The sequence below is a fragment of the Stenotrophomonas sp. STEN035 genome, from assembly GCF_056759935.1.
In genome coordinates, this window is the sequence record NZ_JBRRDY010000020.1 from 56,309 (window position 1) to 74,386 (window position 18,078).

At 62.9% G+C, this 18,078-nt stretch carries 16 protein-coding genes; 8 read left to right on the top strand and 8 right to left on the bottom strand.

Annotation, left to right across the window (positions count from 1 at the left end):
* Window positions 1-459: 459 nt before the first annotated feature.
* From ACVOLL_RS12390 to cutA, 3 genes are read right to left on the bottom strand one after another with little or no spacing between them, the layout of a single operon-like run.
* Window positions 460-1,050, bottom strand: a complete 591-nt coding sequence (locus ACVOLL_RS12390) for a TlpA family protein disulfide reductase (RefSeq protein ID WP_481513147.1) — start codon at window positions 1,048-1,050, stop codon at window positions 460-462.
* Window positions 1,050-3,410, bottom strand: coding sequence for a protein-disulfide reductase DsbD family protein (locus ACVOLL_RS12395; RefSeq protein WP_481513148.1), 2,361 nt, complete (start codon window positions 3,408-3,410; stop codon window positions 1,050-1,052). Before ACVOLL_RS12395 ends, ACVOLL_RS12390 begins: the two co-directional genes overlap by 1 nt.
* 3 nt (window positions 3,411-3,413) lie before the next feature.
* Entirely contained in the window at window positions 3,414-3,737 is a 324-nt protein-coding gene (gene cutA / locus ACVOLL_RS12400) for a divalent-cation tolerance protein CutA (protein ID WP_481513149.1), read from the bottom strand.
* 187 nt (window positions 3,738-3,924) lie between these two features.
* On the opposite strand from cutA, the gene ACVOLL_RS12405 reads away from it, so the two are divergent.
* The 6 genes from ACVOLL_RS12405 (at window position 3,925) to ACVOLL_RS12430 (ending at window position 8,841) form a co-directional block, all read left to right on the top strand.
* The gene (locus tag ACVOLL_RS12405; protein ID WP_481513150.1) at window positions 3,925-4,332 is read left to right on the top strand and encodes a type IV pilin protein; all 408 of its coding nucleotides are present in this window, start codon (window positions 3,925-3,927) and stop codon (window positions 4,330-4,332) included.
* On the top strand, window positions 4,329-4,829 hold the full coding sequence (locus tag ACVOLL_RS12410) for a pilus assembly FimT family protein (protein ID WP_481513151.1): 501 nt from the start codon (window positions 4,329-4,331) through the stop codon (window positions 4,827-4,829). Before ACVOLL_RS12405 ends, ACVOLL_RS12410 begins: the two co-directional genes overlap by 4 nt.
* Window positions 4,813-5,232, top strand: a complete 420-nt coding sequence (locus tag ACVOLL_RS12415; RefSeq protein WP_481513152.1) for a type IV pilus modification PilV family protein — start codon at window positions 4,813-4,815, stop codon at window positions 5,230-5,232. Before ACVOLL_RS12410 ends, ACVOLL_RS12415 begins: the two co-directional genes overlap by 17 nt.
* On the top strand, window positions 5,229-5,936 hold the full coding sequence (locus ACVOLL_RS12420) for a PilW family protein (RefSeq protein ID WP_481513153.1): 708 nt from the start codon (window positions 5,229-5,231) through the stop codon (window positions 5,934-5,936). Before ACVOLL_RS12415 ends, ACVOLL_RS12420 begins: the two co-directional genes overlap by 4 nt.
* 20 nt (window positions 5,937-5,956) lie before the next feature.
* Window positions 5,957-8,215, top strand: a complete 2,259-nt coding sequence (locus ACVOLL_RS12425; protein WP_481513154.1) for a hypothetical protein — start codon at window positions 5,957-5,959, stop codon at window positions 8,213-8,215.
* A gap of 455 nt (window positions 8,216-8,670) precedes the next feature.
* Entirely contained in the window at window positions 8,671-8,841 is a 171-nt protein-coding gene (locus tag ACVOLL_RS12430; RefSeq protein ID WP_481513155.1) for a hypothetical protein, read from the top strand.
* A gap of 37 nt (window positions 8,842-8,878) precedes the next feature.
* Here the strand turns inward: ACVOLL_RS12430 and ACVOLL_RS12435 are convergent, their stop codons facing one another.
* Window positions 8,879-9,418: a hypothetical protein gene (locus ACVOLL_RS12435; RefSeq protein ID WP_481513156.1), complete on the bottom strand. Its 540-nt coding sequence runs from the start codon at window positions 9,416-9,418 to the stop codon at window positions 8,879-8,881.
* Between the two features lie 456 nt (window positions 9,419-9,874).
* On the opposite strand from ACVOLL_RS12435, the gene ACVOLL_RS12440 reads away from it, so the two are divergent.
* The gene (locus ACVOLL_RS12440; protein ID WP_057626824.1) at window positions 9,875-10,162 is read left to right on the top strand and encodes a co-chaperone GroES; all 288 of its coding nucleotides are present in this window, start codon (window positions 9,875-9,877) and stop codon (window positions 10,160-10,162) included.
* 84 nt (window positions 10,163-10,246) lie between these two features.
* Window positions 10,247-11,893 carry a chaperonin GroEL gene (gene groL / locus ACVOLL_RS12445; protein WP_303747597.1) on the top strand — a complete coding sequence of 549 codons (1,647 nt, stop codon included), beginning with the start codon at window positions 10,247-10,249 and terminating at the stop codon, window positions 11,891-11,893.
* Window positions 11,894-12,115: 222 nt separating this feature from the next.
* Here groL and trxC read toward each other — a convergent pair whose 3' ends face one another.
* The 4 genes from trxC to gspD all read right to left on the bottom strand — a co-directional run bounded on the left by trxC (window position 12,116) and on the right by gspD (window position 18,013).
* The gene (gene trxC / locus ACVOLL_RS12450; RefSeq protein ID WP_481513157.1) at window positions 12,116-12,562 is read right to left on the bottom strand and encodes a thioredoxin TrxC; all 447 of its coding nucleotides are present in this window, start codon (window positions 12,560-12,562) and stop codon (window positions 12,116-12,118) included.
* An 85-nt stretch (window positions 12,563-12,647) separates the two neighbouring features.
* Window positions 12,648-13,115, bottom strand: coding sequence for a type II secretion system protein N (locus ACVOLL_RS12455; protein WP_481513158.1), 468 nt, complete (start codon window positions 13,113-13,115; stop codon window positions 12,648-12,650).
* A 123-nt stretch (window positions 13,116-13,238) separates the two neighbouring features.
* A complete protein-coding gene (locus tag ACVOLL_RS12460) occupies window positions 13,239-16,124 on the bottom strand; it encodes a M66 family metalloprotease (RefSeq protein WP_481513159.1) in 2,886 nt (961 codons plus the stop codon).
* 92 nt (window positions 16,125-16,216) lie between these two features.
* Window positions 16,217-18,013, bottom strand: coding sequence for a type II secretion system secretin GspD (gene gspD / locus ACVOLL_RS12465; RefSeq protein WP_481513160.1), 1,797 nt, complete (start codon window positions 18,011-18,013; stop codon window positions 16,217-16,219).
* Window positions 18,014-18,078: the final 65 nt, after the last annotated feature.

The following is an 18,078-nucleotide window of genomic DNA, read 5'->3' on the forward strand; positions in this document are numbered from 1 at the left end:
GAAGCCTTGCTTGAAGCCCCTCTCCCACCGGGAGAGGGGTTGGGGAGAGGGTGAGGTGCAAAGCACCTTGCAGAAGCCAGGAGCCCCCTCATCCGCCCCTTCGGGGCACCTTCTCCCGCAAGCGGGAGAAGGGACAGCAGTGCAAAGCAAAGCAGTGCAAAGCAAAGCAAAGCAAAGCAAAGCAGTGCAAAGCAAAGCAAAGCAAAGCAAAGCAAAGCAAAGCAGTGCAAAGCAAAGCAGTGCAAAGCAGTGCAAAGCAGTGCACAGCAGTGCAAAGCACAGCAGTGCAAAGCAGAGCAGTGCAAAGCAGAGCGTGAGCGACGTACTTCTTCTCCCGCTTGCGGGGACAAGAGCCAGTCAGCGTAAAGGCGGCAGGCTCTGAAGAGTTGGGTGAGGGGATGCTTTGGCAACCCGCGCGAATCCAACTGCTGGTGCGCTGTGCTTACCCAGGCTGCAGATTCAACGCGTTGTCGCAGGCTCCACGTCTGCTACCCAAGCATCAATCTCCCCCGCCTTGAACGGCCCAAGCTTCTGCTTGAGAACGCGCCCCTGTGCATCGATCAACACGCTATAAGGTAGTAGGCCCTGCGAATTGCCAAGCCTGACGCTGGCATCATTCGGCCCCGGCGTCTCGATCACGATCGGGTAGTACACCGGCACATTGCCGAGGAAATCCAGCACCGCATCAGGAGTGTCCAATGCCAGCCCAACCACCTGCGGTCCGGTATCCGCATGACGCGCGGCAAACCGTGCCAGCTCCGGCATCTCTTCAATGCAGGGCGCACACCAGCTGGCCCATACGTTGATCAGCAGCGGCTTGCCCTTGAAACGATCCGGGAACTGCACTGGCATGCCATCCAGATCGGGCAGGGTGAACGCCGGCATCAACTCGCCAACGCGTACGCCTTGTACCGGTGTCGCCGATTTCAGCGGCGCTGACGGCGTACTCATCGAAGGCAACGGCACCGAGATGGGCCGGCTCAACCACGCGCCAGCCGACAATCCAGCCGCCGCGGCAATGCCCGCTACCCACCACACGACGCGACGCATCAGCGTGCCGCGCGCAGCAGCGCTTCTTCTGCGATGGACTGGGTCAGCACGGTCGGTAGCACGCGCGGCGGTGCGCCCGGGCCGTAGACCACGTACAGCGGCACGCCGACCGCCTTGTGCTGGTCGAGGAAGGCGCTGATCTGCGGGTCCACATTGGTCCAGTCGCCGCGCATGTACACCGCGTTGACCCGCTTGAGCGTGTCGCGGAATTTGTCGCGGTCCAGCACATTGCGCTCGTTGGCCTTGCAGGTGACACACCAGTCGGCGGTCATGTTGACGAACACCACGCGGTTGTCGGCGCGCAGGCGGTCCAGCATCTGCGGGGAGTAAGCCACGGTGCCTGCGCTGGCGACGGCAGCGCCCGGCGGCGGCAGGCGGGTCACACCCCATACCGGCACCAAGGCCAGCAGCGCGATCACCGCGCCAAGCACCATGCCGATCCTGCGGCTATGCCAGCGGCTGCGTTCAAACCACCACAGGCCGAGTGCGAGCAGGGTCAGGCCGATCAGCATCAGGCCCATCGCATCGATACCGCGCTGCTTGCCCAGTACCCACAGCAGCCAGATGGCAGTGAGGTACATCGGGAAGGCCATCACATGCTTGAAGGTTTCCATCCACGCGCCGGGCTTGGGCAGGCGTTCTGCCAGTGCCGGTACAAAGCCGATCAGCAGGAACGGCAGTGCCAGGCCCAGGCCCAATGCAAGGAACACCAGCAGCGCCAAGGCCGGCGGTGCGGTGAAGGCGTAGGCCAGTGCCGGGCCCATGAACGGTGCGATGCAGGGGCTGGCGACCACGCAGGCGAGTACGCCGGTGAAGAAGTCACCACTGGGACCGCTGCGCTTGGCCAGGCTCTGGCCCAGTTGGCCAGCGTTGCCGCCCAGGGTGAACAACCCGGACAGGCTCAGGCCAACGGCGAACATCAGGTACACCAGCGCGGCGATGAACCACGGGTGCTGCAGTTGGAAGCCCCAGCCTGCGGCTTGCCCGGCAGCGCGTAGCGCAAGCACCAGACCACCAATCGCGGCAAACGCAACCAGCACACCTGCCGTATACCAAAGCGCATGGCTGCGCGCGCGCTGGCGGCTCTCGCCACTCTGCGCTACGCCCAGTACCTTCAGCGACAGGATCGGCAGGACGCAGGGCATCAGATTGAGGATCAGGCCGCCGGCCAGCGCCAGCAGCAGTATCCACAGCAGCGAGCCATTGCCGGCGGTATCGGCGGGCGGCTGACTGCGGCGGGTGTTGTCAGCCGAGGCATCCGGTGCGGCCTCGGCCAAGCTGGCGGCCTCGGCAGCGGGACGCACCACCAGCGGTTGCGGTGCCGGCGGGTTGGCCGGGTCGATCAGCGGCATTGGCGGAACTCCGCCCTTCTTGCCGGCAGGCAAAGGCTGGATCACCAAGGGGGCGACAGCCAGTTCTTCCTTTTCCTTCGACGAAATCTTGCCAGCGGGCAGCGACAGGCGCACCCGGCGGGTCATCGGCGGATAGCAGATGCCGTCGGTCTGGCAGCCCTGGAAGGTGACAACCAAGGTGGCAGGGGTAGCATCAGGCTTGTCGCGGCGCAGTGGCAGCGGCACGTCGACCTGGTCGAAATACACCACCACGTTGCCGAAATGCTCGTCGCGATAGGGCTTGCCAGCCGGCCATTGTGGACGGCCGGCGCGCACGCCATCTGCGCCTTCCAGCGCCAGCGAGGTGCGGTCGCGGTACAGGTAATAGCCCGGCGCCGGCGAGAAGCGCAGCAGCAGGCGGTTGCCGTTGTCGACGATGGCCTCGAAGCCGAAGGCCTTTTCCGAGGGCAGCGGCAGGCCCTGCACGGCCGGGGCGCCGGGCAGGTTGAGGCCGCCCCCGGCGTTGCCGGCCAGTGGGTTGAAGATGGGCGCAGCAGACGGTGCGGTGGCTGCTGCAGCGGCCAGAGCAGCGCCAGCGGTGGGCAGTCTTACTTCGACGGTGCGCTTCTGCGGCGGGTAGCACACGCCGGCATCGGCACAGCCCTGGTAGCGGACTTCCAGGGTGACGCTGGTGGCGCCCGCGTCGGCGGTACCCGGCAGGATCGAGCGGAGCTGGCGGTGGTAGGTCTCCACATCGCCAAAGAACTCGTCGTGCTTCTTCTCGCCCTGCGGCATCTGCAGCGCGCCGGCAGTGAAGCCCGGGCCGGCTTTGACGCTGGTGCGGTGGTGGTACAGGTAATAACCCGGGGCGATGTCCCAGCGCAGCTCGATGCGGTCGCGGCTGGGCGCCTCGGCGCGCAGGGCAAAGGCCTGGTCTACCGGCAGCAGGTCTTTTTCATTGAGGGCCAGCGCCGGCAGGGCGGCCAGGGAAAGCAGGCAGAAAGCGGCAAATTGGCGCAACAGCATCATTAATTATGTTTCCTCCCGGGTCTGCGCCCGGATCCAGTCCAGATACGCCGGCAAGCCGGCACTGGGGGAGATCGCCACGATCTCCGGCAATTCATAAGGGTGGTGCAGCCTGATCGCGGCGCTCAACGCATCCAGCCGATCAACACAGGTTTTGATAATTAGCTGAACCTCTTCAGCTTGTTCAATCTGCCCCTGCCAGCGGTACACAGACCGCATTGCAGGCAACAAGTTCACGCAGGCAGCCAAACGCTGCTCTACCAGGTGGTGAGCCAATGCCTGCGCGGTTTGATCGTCGGGGCAGGTACAGAAGACCAGTCTTACGTCCATGCGGCCATTGTGGCAGAAGCGATTGCGGCGTTTTCGGATGGAAGTGTTGACATCGTTGTCATCAATTGTATATTGCGGCCGATCACAGTTTCACCTGGTTTTCATCTGACAAAGGATGAAGGCCAATTCTTACGAAGGTCCATCTCACGGCGGATGCAGGTGTTCGCAGGGCTCTACAGGGGGGCATATGCAACAGCACAACAACCGGGGTTTCACGCTGATCGAGCTGATGATCGTCGTAGCGATCATCGCCATCCTGGCCGGCATCGCCATGCCGCTGTATTCGAACTACGTGCTGCGCGCCAAGATCCGTACAGCGCAAAGTGATTTGATGGCGCTGTCCAGCACGGTCGAAAACCACCGCCAGCGCACCCTGGGCTACCCGGCCAGTGACGCAGCAGCCAAGAAGGGTTGGAGTGCGGGCACCAAGGCCGGCCAGTTCACCTACAGCTATACCGCCACCAGTGGCGGCTACGAACTCAAGGCGGTCGCCGGCGGTGCGCTGGGCAAGGCAAGCGGCTGCACGTTGAAGCTCGACTCGGGCAATGGGCGCACGGTTTCGGGCAGCTGCGCCGGCGTGAGTGATTGGCCATGAACCGGCGCGCCACGGGCTTTTCACTGATCGAATTGATGGTGACCCTGGCGGTAATGGCGGTATTGGCGCTGGCTGGCATGCCGTTCGCGCGGCAGTGGATCGACAGCAACCGGCAGATGCAGGCACGCAACCTGCTGTGGGAGGCGGTATCGCAGAGTCGCTCGTTGGCCCTGCGTAATCCCGAGCACGTCACCGGCGCCGCCACCTCGGCGCGGTTGCAGCGCAGTGAGCGGAGCCTGCAGGTATTGCGCGGCGATGGCAACGAGGTGCTGTGGCAGGGCGAGTTGCCACGCGGTGGCGATTACCGCTTGATCGGTGGCAATGACTACGCCGATGCCGACGAGCTGCAAGCCTCAGCCGATCTGCTGTCCTGCGTGGCCTTCAACAACCGCGGCCAGCGCCTGCCGGGTGCCGACAGTTGCAGCACCAGTGCCACCCATTCGCGTATTGCCATTGGCATGAACAGCCAGGATCCGCTCTATGTCGATCTGCTTTGATCCGCCACGTCGCCAACGCGGCGACGTCCTGCTCGAAGCACTGGTCGGGGTGCTTATCACCAGCATCATCGGTGCTGGTCTGGCCCACGTGGTGGCCAACGTGATGAACAACCAGCGCGATGCCAAGGTGGAAAACCTGATGGTCGAACGTCTGCGCGACAGCTTGCACACCCAAGGTGTGGGCTTGTGCGGCAGCAACACCCTTGCTATCAAGCTACCCAATGGCGATGCCAAGAACGCAGCGGTCAGCTGTGAGTCGACAACCGCAACGGTGACCATGGCAGGTGTTGCACGCACGGTGGATGCACCGCAGCGGGTAGACCTGAAAGTGGCCGCTGCCGATATCGGCAGCAAGGGTGCCAGCGAAAGCGATCCCGATCTGCTGGTGTCCACGAGGCAATGAACATGCGACAGCGCACTACTACGCGGGTAGGCTGCCAGCAGCAACGTGGGCAGAGCCTGATCAGCATGATGGTGGGCTTGGTGATCTCGCTGATCACCATCGCCGCGATGATGACGCTGTACAAAACCATGGTGGAAGTTTCCAGCAACGCCTCGCGTTCGGCACTACGCGATGGTCAGGTATCGGCTGCGCTGTTGTCGGCGCAGATGGACCTGCAGAGCGCGGGCTTCGGCGTTCCGGCCACCGACAGTTTGAACAGCAAGTTGTACGTGCGCGATGCCGGTAAGGAGTTGGTCTGGCGCTACAAGACCGAGCTCGCCGTCAGTGGCTATGTCTGCTCGGGCCTGCGATTGGTTGATGGTGAAGGCTTGTACCGCTTCACTCCCAAAGCCTGCAGCGACGCCGAGGCGACGACGTGGAACAGCAACGAACGCCAGCTGCTGGCCGGCAGCGCCGCGTTCTTCACCCCAGTGCAAAAAGATGGCAGCGCCTTTGCATCGGCCGAAGAGGAAGTCGGCGCGATGACTCTGGCCCCAGGCTACGTGTTTTCGCTCAAAGGTCAGCGCCAATGCCTGCCTTATATGCAGCAGGATTTCAGTACCACGCCTGGTGCAGCAGTTGGGCAGCAATTGGCGTTGGAGCGCAGTGATGCCAGCAGCCATCTGTTTTTGGCTTGCCTGCCCAATCTTGCAGTGACCAGCTGATGCATAAGGAGTGTGTACGCATGGACAGGAATCGCTTCTCCGCATTCAAGCGACAGCGCGGTGTAGCCACGTTGTTGATCGTATTGATGGTGGGCCTGGCGGTATCGGTCACGGTTGCTGCAACCATCTATTCGTTGCGTGGCACCCAGTCGCAACAGCTCACAACCCATTCGGCCACCGCCGCCCAGGCCGCCGCCTGGCGCGGCGTGGAGGCGCTGCGCTTATACCTGCTGCAGGTGGAAACCGGCGTATGGCCGGGCTGGGTGGGCAACGACGCCAAGCCGGTCAGCGGTCTGGAAGCGCTGGGCGTGCGCGCGGCAACGGTGACTTCGGTGGAGGCTGCTGGCAGCGATCGCTACCGGGTCAGCGCCCAGGTGATCGGCACGGCTGGTGTCGGCAGCGCCTTGACCACCGCTACGGTGGAAGTGATTTATGACGTGATGCCGGGCAACGGCACGCCGGGCATACCACCGGTCTGTGCATCCATGCCCAAGGCCCCGATGGTATTCAACGGCAACCTGGAGTACAGCGGCGGCAAGTTCGACGTCACCAACTCGGTGAACTACGAGAACATTGTGGTTGCCGGCAACCTGACTATTGGCGGCGGCTCTACCGCACGCATCTCCGGTTGTGTGAAAGGTGATGTGTCTTTGAGTGGCGGAGGCATCACCGACAACGGTCATCTGTATTCGGAAGGCAGCATCCGCGTCAACGGCATGGGTAATCCCAGTGGCACCACCTTGTGGGCGCGCAATATTGAGATCGGCAGTGGCGTCAGCGGTGGTAACTACAACGCGATCAAGGCCGGTGCCTATGCGGCGGGTGTTTACTCCGGCACCCAGATGATTGGCACGGCTGAAGTAGGCGGTGGCTTGATTGCCTCCACGGTGACCGGTGGTACGCCATGGGTGACCGGCACCGTTGCGCCGTTCAATAGCGGCCACGTGGTCGTAACGCTGACCGATCAAAGCCAGTTTCTGTTGGATTTCGGCAAGAAGGACAGCGCTGGCGTGTCGCTGTTGAAGGTTGACCCTGCGACCGGCCTGGTAACCGGTGCCGCAGGCGCCGAGCAGTTGAAGGGGGCGGATGATGTCAGCTTGCCGGATGCATTGAGCTTCCGCTCCACTCGTATTGCCGGCGGCACGGTTGGGTTGGCAACGCTCAGCGTAGGCCAGCTATGGGGCTACAACGTCACCGTGTCGGGTTGGAGCGGCAAGTACGAAACGCTGTGGGCCGGTGGCGCCATCGCAATGACTTCGGGCACGGTGAAGAGCCTGCTGGGCGGCGGCAACATGACCTACACCGATGTCACGGTGACCGGTACGGGCCGCCTTGCCGGCAGTCTCAGCAAGCCCTTGGCCAACGTGCAGGCCAACCAGGCCGGCATCAGTCCAGGTCTGCCTGGCATCCCGTACTGCGAAGCGCGGGTGAAACCGGTGGATGCCGACAACTTCCTGAGCATGGCCAACTACGCCTTCACTACGGTTGACGGCGCGCCGCAGTTGACCATCCGCAACGTCAAGCGCGCCAATGGCGATTCGATTGACGGTGTGTACCCGCTGAAGAATCCAAGCGCCGTGCAGCTGGCGATCCTGCAGGAGCTGATGACCTGCAACAACACCAATGACAAGGGTTGCTTGAACGCTCGCCAGAACGACGGCAGCTGGTTGTTGAATGGCGTAAGCAAGATGCCGGCCGGCGTGCTGTGGTTCGATCAATCAGTGAAGATCGATGGCACCAGCACGGACCTCCTCAACACCGTGGTGGTGCGCGGCTGCAACGACCCTAGCCAGGCCACCTGTGGCGGCAATATCACCCTTACCACGGCAGGCCATCGCGATCTCATCGCGCCTAACTTCGCAGGCGCAGCCAAGGTGTGTGGCGGCAACTTCTATCCAAGCAACCTATGCGCCAGCCGGTCACAGTTTGTGGAGTGGGAGGGGCCGGGTGCCGATGGCAAGCCGCAGACTTACCAGGGCTTACCGATTGCCAATACTACGCTCATCGCTGAAGGCGGTGCCGCCATCGCCGGCTGGGAGCTGCGTGGCAGCGTGATGCTGGGCAAGCAGTTGTCCACCAGCGGCGCCACCGTGACCATCCACGGCAGCCTGACGGTAGGCAGCAATCAGACTGCAGACACCACCATCTCGGCGGGAGGCATATCGGTCGATGTGCCCAGCGGCGGTGGCTTGAACCTGATCCCGGTATGCAGCACCGGCAGCGGCGGGTTGCCGGCAAGCCCTGCCAGCGCGTCGGTGCAGTGGTCGCGGTACCTGTGATTCCAAAAAAGTAATTCAGCCTGAGGTTTGGGCGGCTCTCTCTTTCCATGGCGTGCTCCGTAATCCCCCGGAGTACGCCATTTTTTTTAACGGACTTATTGTTTGGTTTAGCTGGTGAATCAGACGCTCGCCGTAGAGCACCTTTAGCGGCGTATAGCAGACAGATTTCAGATGAATCCAAAATCATCCTGATGCCAATCTGCCTGCAGTCCCAAGACCGTCATTCGCTATGTGCCGTGCCCGGCCGGAAGCCGCATGCCAGACAATTTCCAGCGCCCCCCAGCGGCAACGACGGCCGGTACTGTGCAGGCCTTTGTCGCTGCCAACGCCGCCCCGGATGTACTGACTCCGGCCAATGCGTTGAAGGTGGCAGACACCGCCTTGCAGTCCATTGATGGCGAGCTCGCCGCCAAGGCCCTGGCCAGCAATGACGACAGATTGTCTGTTGGATCTCAATGGCGCGTTGGCACGAAGCGTATGCCAAGCATATTCTGGTGTTTCAGCTGGAGATGGACTGCGCAGCTGCGGATGCGTTGGTGACCCACAACGCCAGCTCCTCGCTGAATCCAACTATCGCTCCGCCCCAGGCCAAGCAAGTGGCGGCGCAGGCGCTGCTTCACATGTGAGCAACGTCCTGCGCGCCGTTTGCAGATGCCGCAGCGATCAGCTCTCGCTTGCTGCGGGGTCTTCGGTGCGGGACAGGTTGATGCGGTGCTTCCTGGCGTAGGCGTCCTGCATCAGGTCCAGCTCATCGGTGAGCTTGTCGAACTTGGTGCCGGTCGTATCCATGGCTTCAAGCAGCGGCGCTGCCTGCTCATCGCTGAAACCATCGGGCAGGTCGGTCAGCTTGAGCATGGCGTCGTACCAGACCACCGCTTCTTCCAGCGACGTCACCAGCTTGGCGTGTAGCTCGGTGGCATCTTCCGGGGTCTTCAGTACCTTCATCTGGTCGCGCATGTCCACCGCTTCCTGGCGTGCATTGCCCAGGCGGGACTTGAAGTTGGCCAAGCCTTTGCGCTCTGCCATGGCCTGGGTCAGGCGCTCGGCGTCGTTGCCGCCGCTCCAGTCGTTGACCTTGGCAATCAGGCCGTTCCAGGTGGTGATGTTGGCGTCCATGTATTCGCTGGCGGACGGGCCGGTCAGCTGGCTGCAGGCGGCGAGCAGGACGAGCAGCAACGGGGCAAAGCGATACAGCACTTTCATTCGTTTCTCCTTTGACATTGAAGGTGGCATCCGTACACAACCCGTCGATCATAACGTCATGGCACCCGCATGCCATGTATTCCTGCCGGTTCTCGACGTGCTGCTTCCGACAGTCGGAGGTAGCCGTATCGTCTTTGTCCAACTCGGTTCGGCTGGCGATTGGGGCGATGGGCGATTGCAGGGCCGCACCCGTGAAATCACTGGATGGAGCCGGATTGCGTCAGTTTTCTTTCAGGGCAAGCCCGGCAGGTGCGGCAAGGTCCGCCAGCAGCCTAGCTGGACCCGTTTGGCAGGTGCCAATCAATTTGCCTGCCTGCCCTTGAAAGACCCCCAGCCAGCCCCATCTCCCAAACAAGCCCGCACGACGGGCCTTTTTACGCGTGATGCCGGCCTTCCCCCGTTTCCCAGCTGGTGTCGCCGGAATTTCAGGCCAATCAATTACTTAAGAGGTCCTTCATGAGCATCAAGCCGCTTCACGACCGCGTTGTGGTCAAGCCGATCGAAGCCGACGAAATCTCCGCCGGCGGCATCCTGATCCCGGATTCGGCCAAGGAAAAGTCCACCAAGGGTGAAGTCGTGGCCGTGGGCCCGGGCAAGCCGCTGGACAACGGTTCGGTGCGCGCCCCGTCGCTGAAGGTCGGCGACAAGGTCATTTACGGCCAGTACGCCGGTTCGTCCTACAAGGCCGAAGGCGTCGAGTACAAGGTGCTGCGCGAAGACGACGTGCTTGCCGTCATCGGCTGAGCTGCCGCGCCACCTGTTCCTGTAACCCCCCTTTCCCGATAAAAGCAGCCGAGCTCGGCTCGGCTCTACTCAGAGGTAATCGCAATGGCTGCCAAGGATATTCGTTTCGGTGAAGACGCCCGTTCGCGCATGGTGCGCGGCGTCAACGTTCTCGCCAATGCCGTCAAGGCAACCCTGGGCCCGAAGGGCCGCAACGTCGTGCTCGAGAAGAGCTTCGGCGCCCCGACCATCACCAAGGATGGCGTGTCCGTTGCCAAGGAAATCGAACTGGCTGACAAGTTCGAGAACATGGGCGCGCAGATGGTGAAGGAAGTTGCTTCGCGTACCAATGACGACGCGGGCGACGGCACCACCACCGCCACCGTGCTGGCCCAGGCCCTGATCCGCGAAGGCGCCAAGGCTGTTGCCGCCGGCATGAACCCGATGGACCTCAAGCGCGGTATCGACAAGGCCGTGATCGCCGCCGTCGCCGAGCTGAAGAACATCTCCAAGCCCACCGCTGACGACAAGGCCATCGCCCAGGTTGGCACCATCTCGGCCAACTCCGACGAGTCGATCGGCAACATCATTGCCGAAGCGATGAAGAAGGTTGGCAAGGAAGGCGTGATCACCGTTGAAGAAGGCTCGGGCCTGGAAAACGAGCTGGACGTCGTCGAGGGCATGCAGTTCGACCGCGGCTACCTGTCCCCGTACTTCATCAACAACCAGCAGTCGCAGACTGCTGACCTGGATGACCCGTACATCCTGCTGCACGACAAGAAGATCTCCAACGTACGTGACCTGCTGCCGGTGCTGGAAGGCGTCGCCAAGGCAGGCAAGCCGCTGCTGATCATCGCTGAAGACATCGAAGGCGAAGCGCTGGCTACCCTGGTGGTCAACACCATCCGTGGCATCGTCAAGGTTGTTGCCGTCAAGGCACCGGGCTTCGGCGACCGTCGCAAGGCGATGCTGGAAGACATGGCCGTGCTGACCGGCGGCACCGTGATCTCCGAAGAAGTTGGCCTGTCGCTGGAAAAGGCCACCATCAAGGACCTGGGCCGCGCCAAGAAGGTGCAGGTCTCCAAGGAAAACACCACCGTCATCGACGGCGCCGGCGATACCGCTGCCATCGAATCGCGCGTCAAGCAGATCAAGACCCAGATCGAAGAAACCTCTTCGGACTACGATCGCGAGAAGCTGCAGGAACGCGTTGCCAAGCTGGCCGGCGGCGTTGCCGTGATCAAGGTCGGTGCCTCGACCGAAATCGAAATGAAGGAAAAGAAGGACCGCGTTGACGACGCCCTGCACGCTACCCGCGCAGCCGTCGAAGAAGGCGTGGTCCCGGGCGGCGGCGTCGCCCTGGTGCGCGCTGTTTCCGCACTGGCTGGCCTGAAGGGCAACAACGAAGACCAGAACCACGGCATCCAGATCGCCCTGCGCGCGATGGAAGCCCCGCTGCGCGAAATCGTTGCCAACGCCGGTGAAGAGCCGTCGGTCATCGTCAACAAGGTCAAGGAAGGCACTGGCAGCTTCGGCTACAACGCCGCGTCCGGCGAATTCGGCGACATGCTGGAATTCGGCATCCTGGACCCGACCAAGGTGACCCGTTCGGCACTGCAGAACGCAGCCTCGATCGCTGGCCTGATGATCACCACCGAAGCCATGGTTGCCGAAGCTCCGAAGAAGGACGAGCCGGCCATGGGCGGCGGCGGTATGGGCGGCATGGGTGGCATGGGCGGTATGGACTTCTAAGTCCGCCGCAGCCTCACCGCTGCTTGCAGTACACAAAACCCCGCCGCAAGGCGGGGTTTTGTTTTTCGCTCCCTCCCTTTGCCGTAGGCAAGGGGAGGGCTGTAGTGCCGAGCCATGCTCGGCAGGAGCTTTACCGATAAAGGCCTCTGCCGAGCATGGCTCGGCACTACAGGTGAGGCGTTCGGGATTGCCCGGCAAGCCCCTGCCGAGCATGGCTCGGCACTACAGGTGTGCGCTTGCCCATTGCACGATGCTGCTGGCCGGCATCGCGCCGGATTGCCGGGCTATCTCGCGGCCGCCCTGGATCAGCACCATCGTCGGGATGCTGCGGATGCCATAGCGCGTTGCGATGGCGGGCTCAGCTTCGGTATCCAGTTTGCCCAAACGCATACGCGGCTCCAGCTGCGCGGCAGCCTTGGCGAACTCCGGTGCCATCTGCCGGCACGGGCCACACCAGCTGGCCCAGAAATCCACCAGCAGTGGAATCTGTGAGCGGCTGGCGTGTGCTTCGAAGCTTGCCGCGTTCAATGCAAGCGGCGCTGCAACGAACAATGATTGATGGCAGCGTCCGCAGGACGGTGCCTGTGACAGGCGTGCAGCCGGAACGCGGTTGACCGCGTTGCAATGCGGGCAGGCAATCTGCAGCAGATCGGAGCTGGTGTCGCTCATTTGGAAGAGCCATCGGATGCGGGACCAGGCAACAGTATGCCCGGTGATGCTGAACCCACCATCGCAGGCCGCCGGTCCAGCTTGATCAGGGCGGGTTGCACAGCCCCAGTGCGGACAGTTCGGCTTTCTGCGCGTGGGGTAGCGCGGCCATCATCGCGGTGTCGCTGCAGGCGGTGCGCACTGCATCAAGATCGTCTGCGCGCAATATCGCTCCACCTTTGGCTGATGGCGAATCGTTGACGGTGCCGGTTGACGGACGAATCGGCGCGCGCGCTGGCTGCCGGCGTGTGCCGGTTTGGCCGAGCAGACGCAGGGTAAACAGTTGCGAGCCACGGGCGATCACGACGTGGTCGCGGGCAATGGCACGCAGACGCAGGCCATTGCCCATCTCCTGACCGACATGCAGCGTCTGTGATGCCGCGCCGGCCTGACCAACGATTGCCAGCGACTGCTCGGCTTGTGGATGCACGAAGGTCGCCAGTAGTCGCGGTGCCTGCGTGGCGCTGGCGGTGTACAACGGCGGTCGCTGGTCGTGCGCGTGGGGTTGCGCCATCGCGATGCCGGCCAGGCAGCAACACATGCCGATGCCCAGTGATGTGATCCGCCGCAGGGAAGGAGTTCGAAAGGCCATGGTCTGTGGAAAGCCCGGGGCACGGTGGCCCCGGGCGGTTGCTGGTTACTGGATGTTCAAACCGCGCAGTACAACCAGGTTGTTGGGGCTGAGTAGTGTCAGCAATGCGTTGTCATTGGCGCCGAGCCCGGTCCAGCGCTGGTTGGCACCGCCACTGCAGGCATAGGTGATCAGCTTGCCGCGCCCGGCGGTGAGGAAGCCGCCGGACAGGTCCAGGCAGCTGCCGTTGCGGGTGATCTTCGGCAATGCGCTCAAATCGAACATCTGCGCATCCAACGTTCGATCGCAGGAGTTCAAGGTGACCGCGCCATTGTTGCCGCCATTGCCGGACAGGCACATGGCCGGGTATGCCGCGCTGTGGATCGCTCCGCGCAGATCGGCCATCCACAGCTCATTGTCGGCACCGCTGCAGGTGCTGGCATCGGCGATGTAGACCGCCAGCTTGCCATCCACCTGTTCGGTCTTGAGACAATGTCTGCTGTTGGTGACCAGCATCTGCTGGCCGGCGGGCAGCAACGGCGTCTGCTGCAAGCCCAGCGTACCCAGCAGTCCCCTGAGTGCCTGCACCGCAGCGGCGTTGTTGCTGCTCTGCAGATCACTGCGGTAGCGGTTCATCCAGCGGTTGAGGCGCGTGGCCTTGTTCTCCTGGGCGATGTAGGCATCACGGACCTGCTTGGCTTCGGCCGACAAGCCGCTGGGGTTGTTGCCCCAGCTGGCATACAGCAGGTTGCCGCGCGCTCCCAGGTTGACCAGCGGCTTGCCACCTGCCGCGATCAGCAACTGATCGAGCTCCGGTATTTCCAGCGCACGCAAGGCGCTGTAGCCAGCTTCCTTGCCGACCACGACTGGCGCCTTCATGGGTGCAAGGTTCTGCGGGAAACTCATTGTTGCCAAGGTGTTGGCTGCGGCCCCGGGGTCCTGGCATTGCAGGCTGGCCTGTTGCGGGTTGTCTGCTTGGGCCAGGTTGATATGCAGCTTGTTGACCGAGCTGTTCTGCAGGATCGTGCCGGCCACGGCAATGCGCTTGCTGCCGCCGCCACTGAAGCTCACCTGCAGCCAGCATTGGCGTGTGCTGGCGTTGTCGACCGGTGTTGGCAGCTCGAAGACATTGCCCCAGTTGCCACGGAATGCCGGGTAGAGCAGTGCCTTGCCGGTGCCAGGATCGTAGCCGCCGAGCACGGTGAACACCGCTGCGCCCACCAGTCGGGGTTTGAGGTAATTGCCGTCCGGTGAGTTGAAGAACAGCTCCTTGCTGGTCGGCACCTTGCCGGTCACCGGTTCCATCCTGCGGCTGTCGGCATTCCAGCCCAGGTACCCGGTGACCGAGCTCTGCGCGGGCACCGGTTTGTTCAAGCGCGGCTGGATAGCGATTTTGGTGCTGTAGCCGGTGTAATGCGTATAGCGCGACAAGCCGCTGGAGAAGCCGCCGCCGGACATGGCATCGGTGGCAAAGCTGTAGCTGTCGTCATAGATCGGCATGCCGCTGAGTGCGCCGGTCTTGGATTGGCGCCAATGCAAGTTGGCGCGCATGCGCTTGCGGTAGGCGATGTAACCCCAGCCACTGTCGTGATGGTGGCCGGACAGAAAATAGTTGTCGCCGGACTGGCCGGGATAGTGGCCCAGCCCGTAGTGGTGGCCGATTTCGTGGCTGAACTCATTGCCGCTGGTCGAGTACAACGTCAGCATGCCGTTGCCGCCGCTCAGGCCGTGGCTCTGTTTGCCGTTGCTGTACATGCCGACGGCATGGTGTGCCACCACGTTCTGGAACCACTGCGGCTGTGACTGCCCGGCCATGCCCGATGCGGTCGCACCGACGTTGGCCAGGTTGATGCCGACACTGACCGTGGATTTGGCGGTGTTCTCGCGCATGTCACCGGAATAGACACCGCCTTCGCTTGCACTGGCGGTGTCGTAGATGGTGCCATTGGCGATCATCACCTTGTCCAGCTTCATCGGCTCGTAATAGGCAACGGTCATGCGTGCGGCAGGGATGGTCTGGAAATAATCGGCAGCGCCCTGCTCGGGGTTCTTCAGCAGCCAGAACGCATCGCTCTCTGCCGGTGGCTCGGTGAGCATGCCCAGGCGGATGTTGTGGACCACCAGCTCGGCCGGTGCGCCGAAATCGATCTTGTCGGCGGCCAGGTTCCCGCTGCGCGCCTTGTCGTCGGTGATGCTCAGGCTCATGCCGGGCTTGACCCAGTCCCATGGCAGGCGCGTGCTCCATGCGCGACGGGAATAGTTGTAGTCCGCTCGGCCGTCGTTGTTGTTGTAGTCCGAGCGGTACATGGAATTGGGATGCAGCAGTTCTGCGGTACCCATTACCGTGCCATCCACCGAGACCGTCACGTTGAGTGCCTCGATGTCCTGCAGGGCAGGGTCCGGGGTGACCAGCAGCAGCGCTTCGCGCTCGGTGGTGAGGCGTGGCATGTTCCTGGCTTCATTGCCACTGGGGTCGACAGTGTGGCTCTGCCCGAACTGGATCATCGCCGACAATGGTCCGACCAGGTCATTGCGTACTGCGCGCACCGCGCCGCTGGGGTCGATGTCGTAGAAGCCCTTCAGATCCACTTCGTCGTAGCGGGCCGAATGGGGTTCCGGATAGGGATCAGCTGGCGTGGGTGTGGGATCGGGAGTGGGCGGCGTCGGTGGCACGGTCGCGCCACCGTTGCCGGCATCGCTGCCGCCGTTGTTTCCGCCGCCATCGTTGTCATCGCCGCCGGAGCCGCCGGAGCCGCCAACATCGATATCGTTGCCGAAGCCGGCGTCACCGTTGCCGCCAGCCGGGGGCTGCTCGGGCACAACCGGAACCGAGGTGTCGCCGCCGCTGCTGCCGTTGTCCTTGTCTTCCGGTGTTTCGCTTTTGTCACAGGATGCGAGCAGCACCATGCTCAGTGCCAACGCCAGCGCACGCAGATTGATTGCGTTGTTCAAGTAGTTCTCCCCTAGTTTTGAAGTACAGCAATGAAACCGAGCAGCGCGCTCCGGCCCCAAACCGGTCGCCGGGCTGCTCATGGATGGACCTGTCAGCGCTCGGGTGCCCGTGCGGCCTTGCGTTCAGGCGCTCCCTGGCCGCGGTCGAACAGTTGTTCGGGCGTGGGAGGCAAAGGATTGGCGTACTTGCCACGCGCACCGGGCGCTTGGCGCAGATCCAGATATTTACGTTCGCTCAGGTCGCTGGCCGCGCTCTGCCCGAGAATCACGGTGGGGCGCAGGAAAACCATCAAGTTGCGTTTGACCCGGGTATCGCTGGTGGAGCTGAACAATCTGCCGAGGCCGGGGATGCTGCCGAGCAGCGGTACGCTGGAGCGGGTATGGCTGACGTCATCCTGGATCAAGCCGCCAAGCACGATCACCTGCCCATCGCTGGCCAGGATGGTGCTCTTGATCGAGCGCTTGTTGGTGATTACGTCGGACAGGGTGATGCCGCTGGGCGTGGCCGCCAACGAGGATATTTCCTGCTCGATCTCCAGCCGCAGCGTGCCGCCCTGGTTGATATGCGGCGTCACCTTCAACGTTACGCCGATGTCCTGGCGCTGGATGGTGGTGAACGGATTGCTGGTGCCATCGCCGGTAGTGGTGTACGAGCCGGTCTGGAACGGCACGTTCTGGCCAACCAGGATTTCCGCCGGTTCGTGGTCCAGCGTAAGCAGGGTCGGGGTGGATAGCAGGTTGTTCTTGGAGTTGCTCGACAGCGCCGTCACCAGCGCGCCGAAGTTGCTGTTGCCGATGCCGAGAATGGCGCCGGATGGCAGGGTTGTTGGCGTACTGCCGGCGGCCAGTGAGCTGAGCAGGGTACCGATCGACAAGCCGGTATTGTTGAAGTTGACCCCGCCAGCACCGTTGCTGCGTGAGCCGCCATCCAGTGCCCATTGCACGCCGAGTGCGTCTTCGATGTCGCCGGAGATCTCGACGATGGCTGCCTCCACCAATACCTGCGAGCGTGGGATGTCCAGCTGCCGGACGATGTCGGTCAATACCTGCAGCATCTCGGGTTTGGCGTGGATGACGACGGCATTGAGGCTTTCATCGGCACGGATCAGGGTGGCGGTCTGGAGCGGCTTGTCGGCACCTTCCTGCTTGATCGAATCACCGATGGCGCCCAGCGTCTGTGCCATCTGCTTGGCGTCACCGTGCTGCAGGCGGATCACCTGGGTGGTGGTGGAGCGGGGGGCATCAACGTCCAGTGAGCGGGCCAACTCCAGCAAGCGCTGCCGTGCTTGTTCGGGGCCAAAGATCAGCAGGCGGTTGGTGCGGGTGTCGGCCAGTACTTTGGTGGAGGAAGCAGCGTTGCTTGCGCTGAGGCTGGCCTGCAGCAACTTCTGCAGGCTTTCCACGCTGGCAAACTGCACCTCGTAGTCGGCGTGGCCATGCAGCTTCGGTGCATCCAGTTGCCGCAACAGCGCCTCGATACGGGTGATGTTGCCGCGCCGGTCGCTGATGATCAGTGAATTGGAGGTGGGCACCGCTGCCATGTGTGCATTGGCTGGCACCAACGGCCGCAGCATCGGCAGCAATTCGGTGGCGACGCCGTGCTGCACCGTGAGTACACGGGTCTCGATCGCATCCGGGCCGCGGCCGCGGCCATCGGCGAAGACATGCGCTTCGTCATTGGGCACCACACGGGTCTGGCGTTCCTCCTCGATCACCGCAAAACCATGGATCGTCATCACCGACAGGAACAGGCGGCGCACTTCCGGCAACGTCATCGGCTCCTGGGTAGTGACGCTGACCTCGCCCACCACCCGTGGGTCGACGATCAAGGTGTCACCGGTGATGTTGGCTACCGCACCGATGAAGTCACGGATATCCGTGTCCTTCATGTTGATGCTCCATTGCTGGGGAGCATCGCTGGCTGGCGCGGCACTGAGTGTTGCCGGCGCAAGCG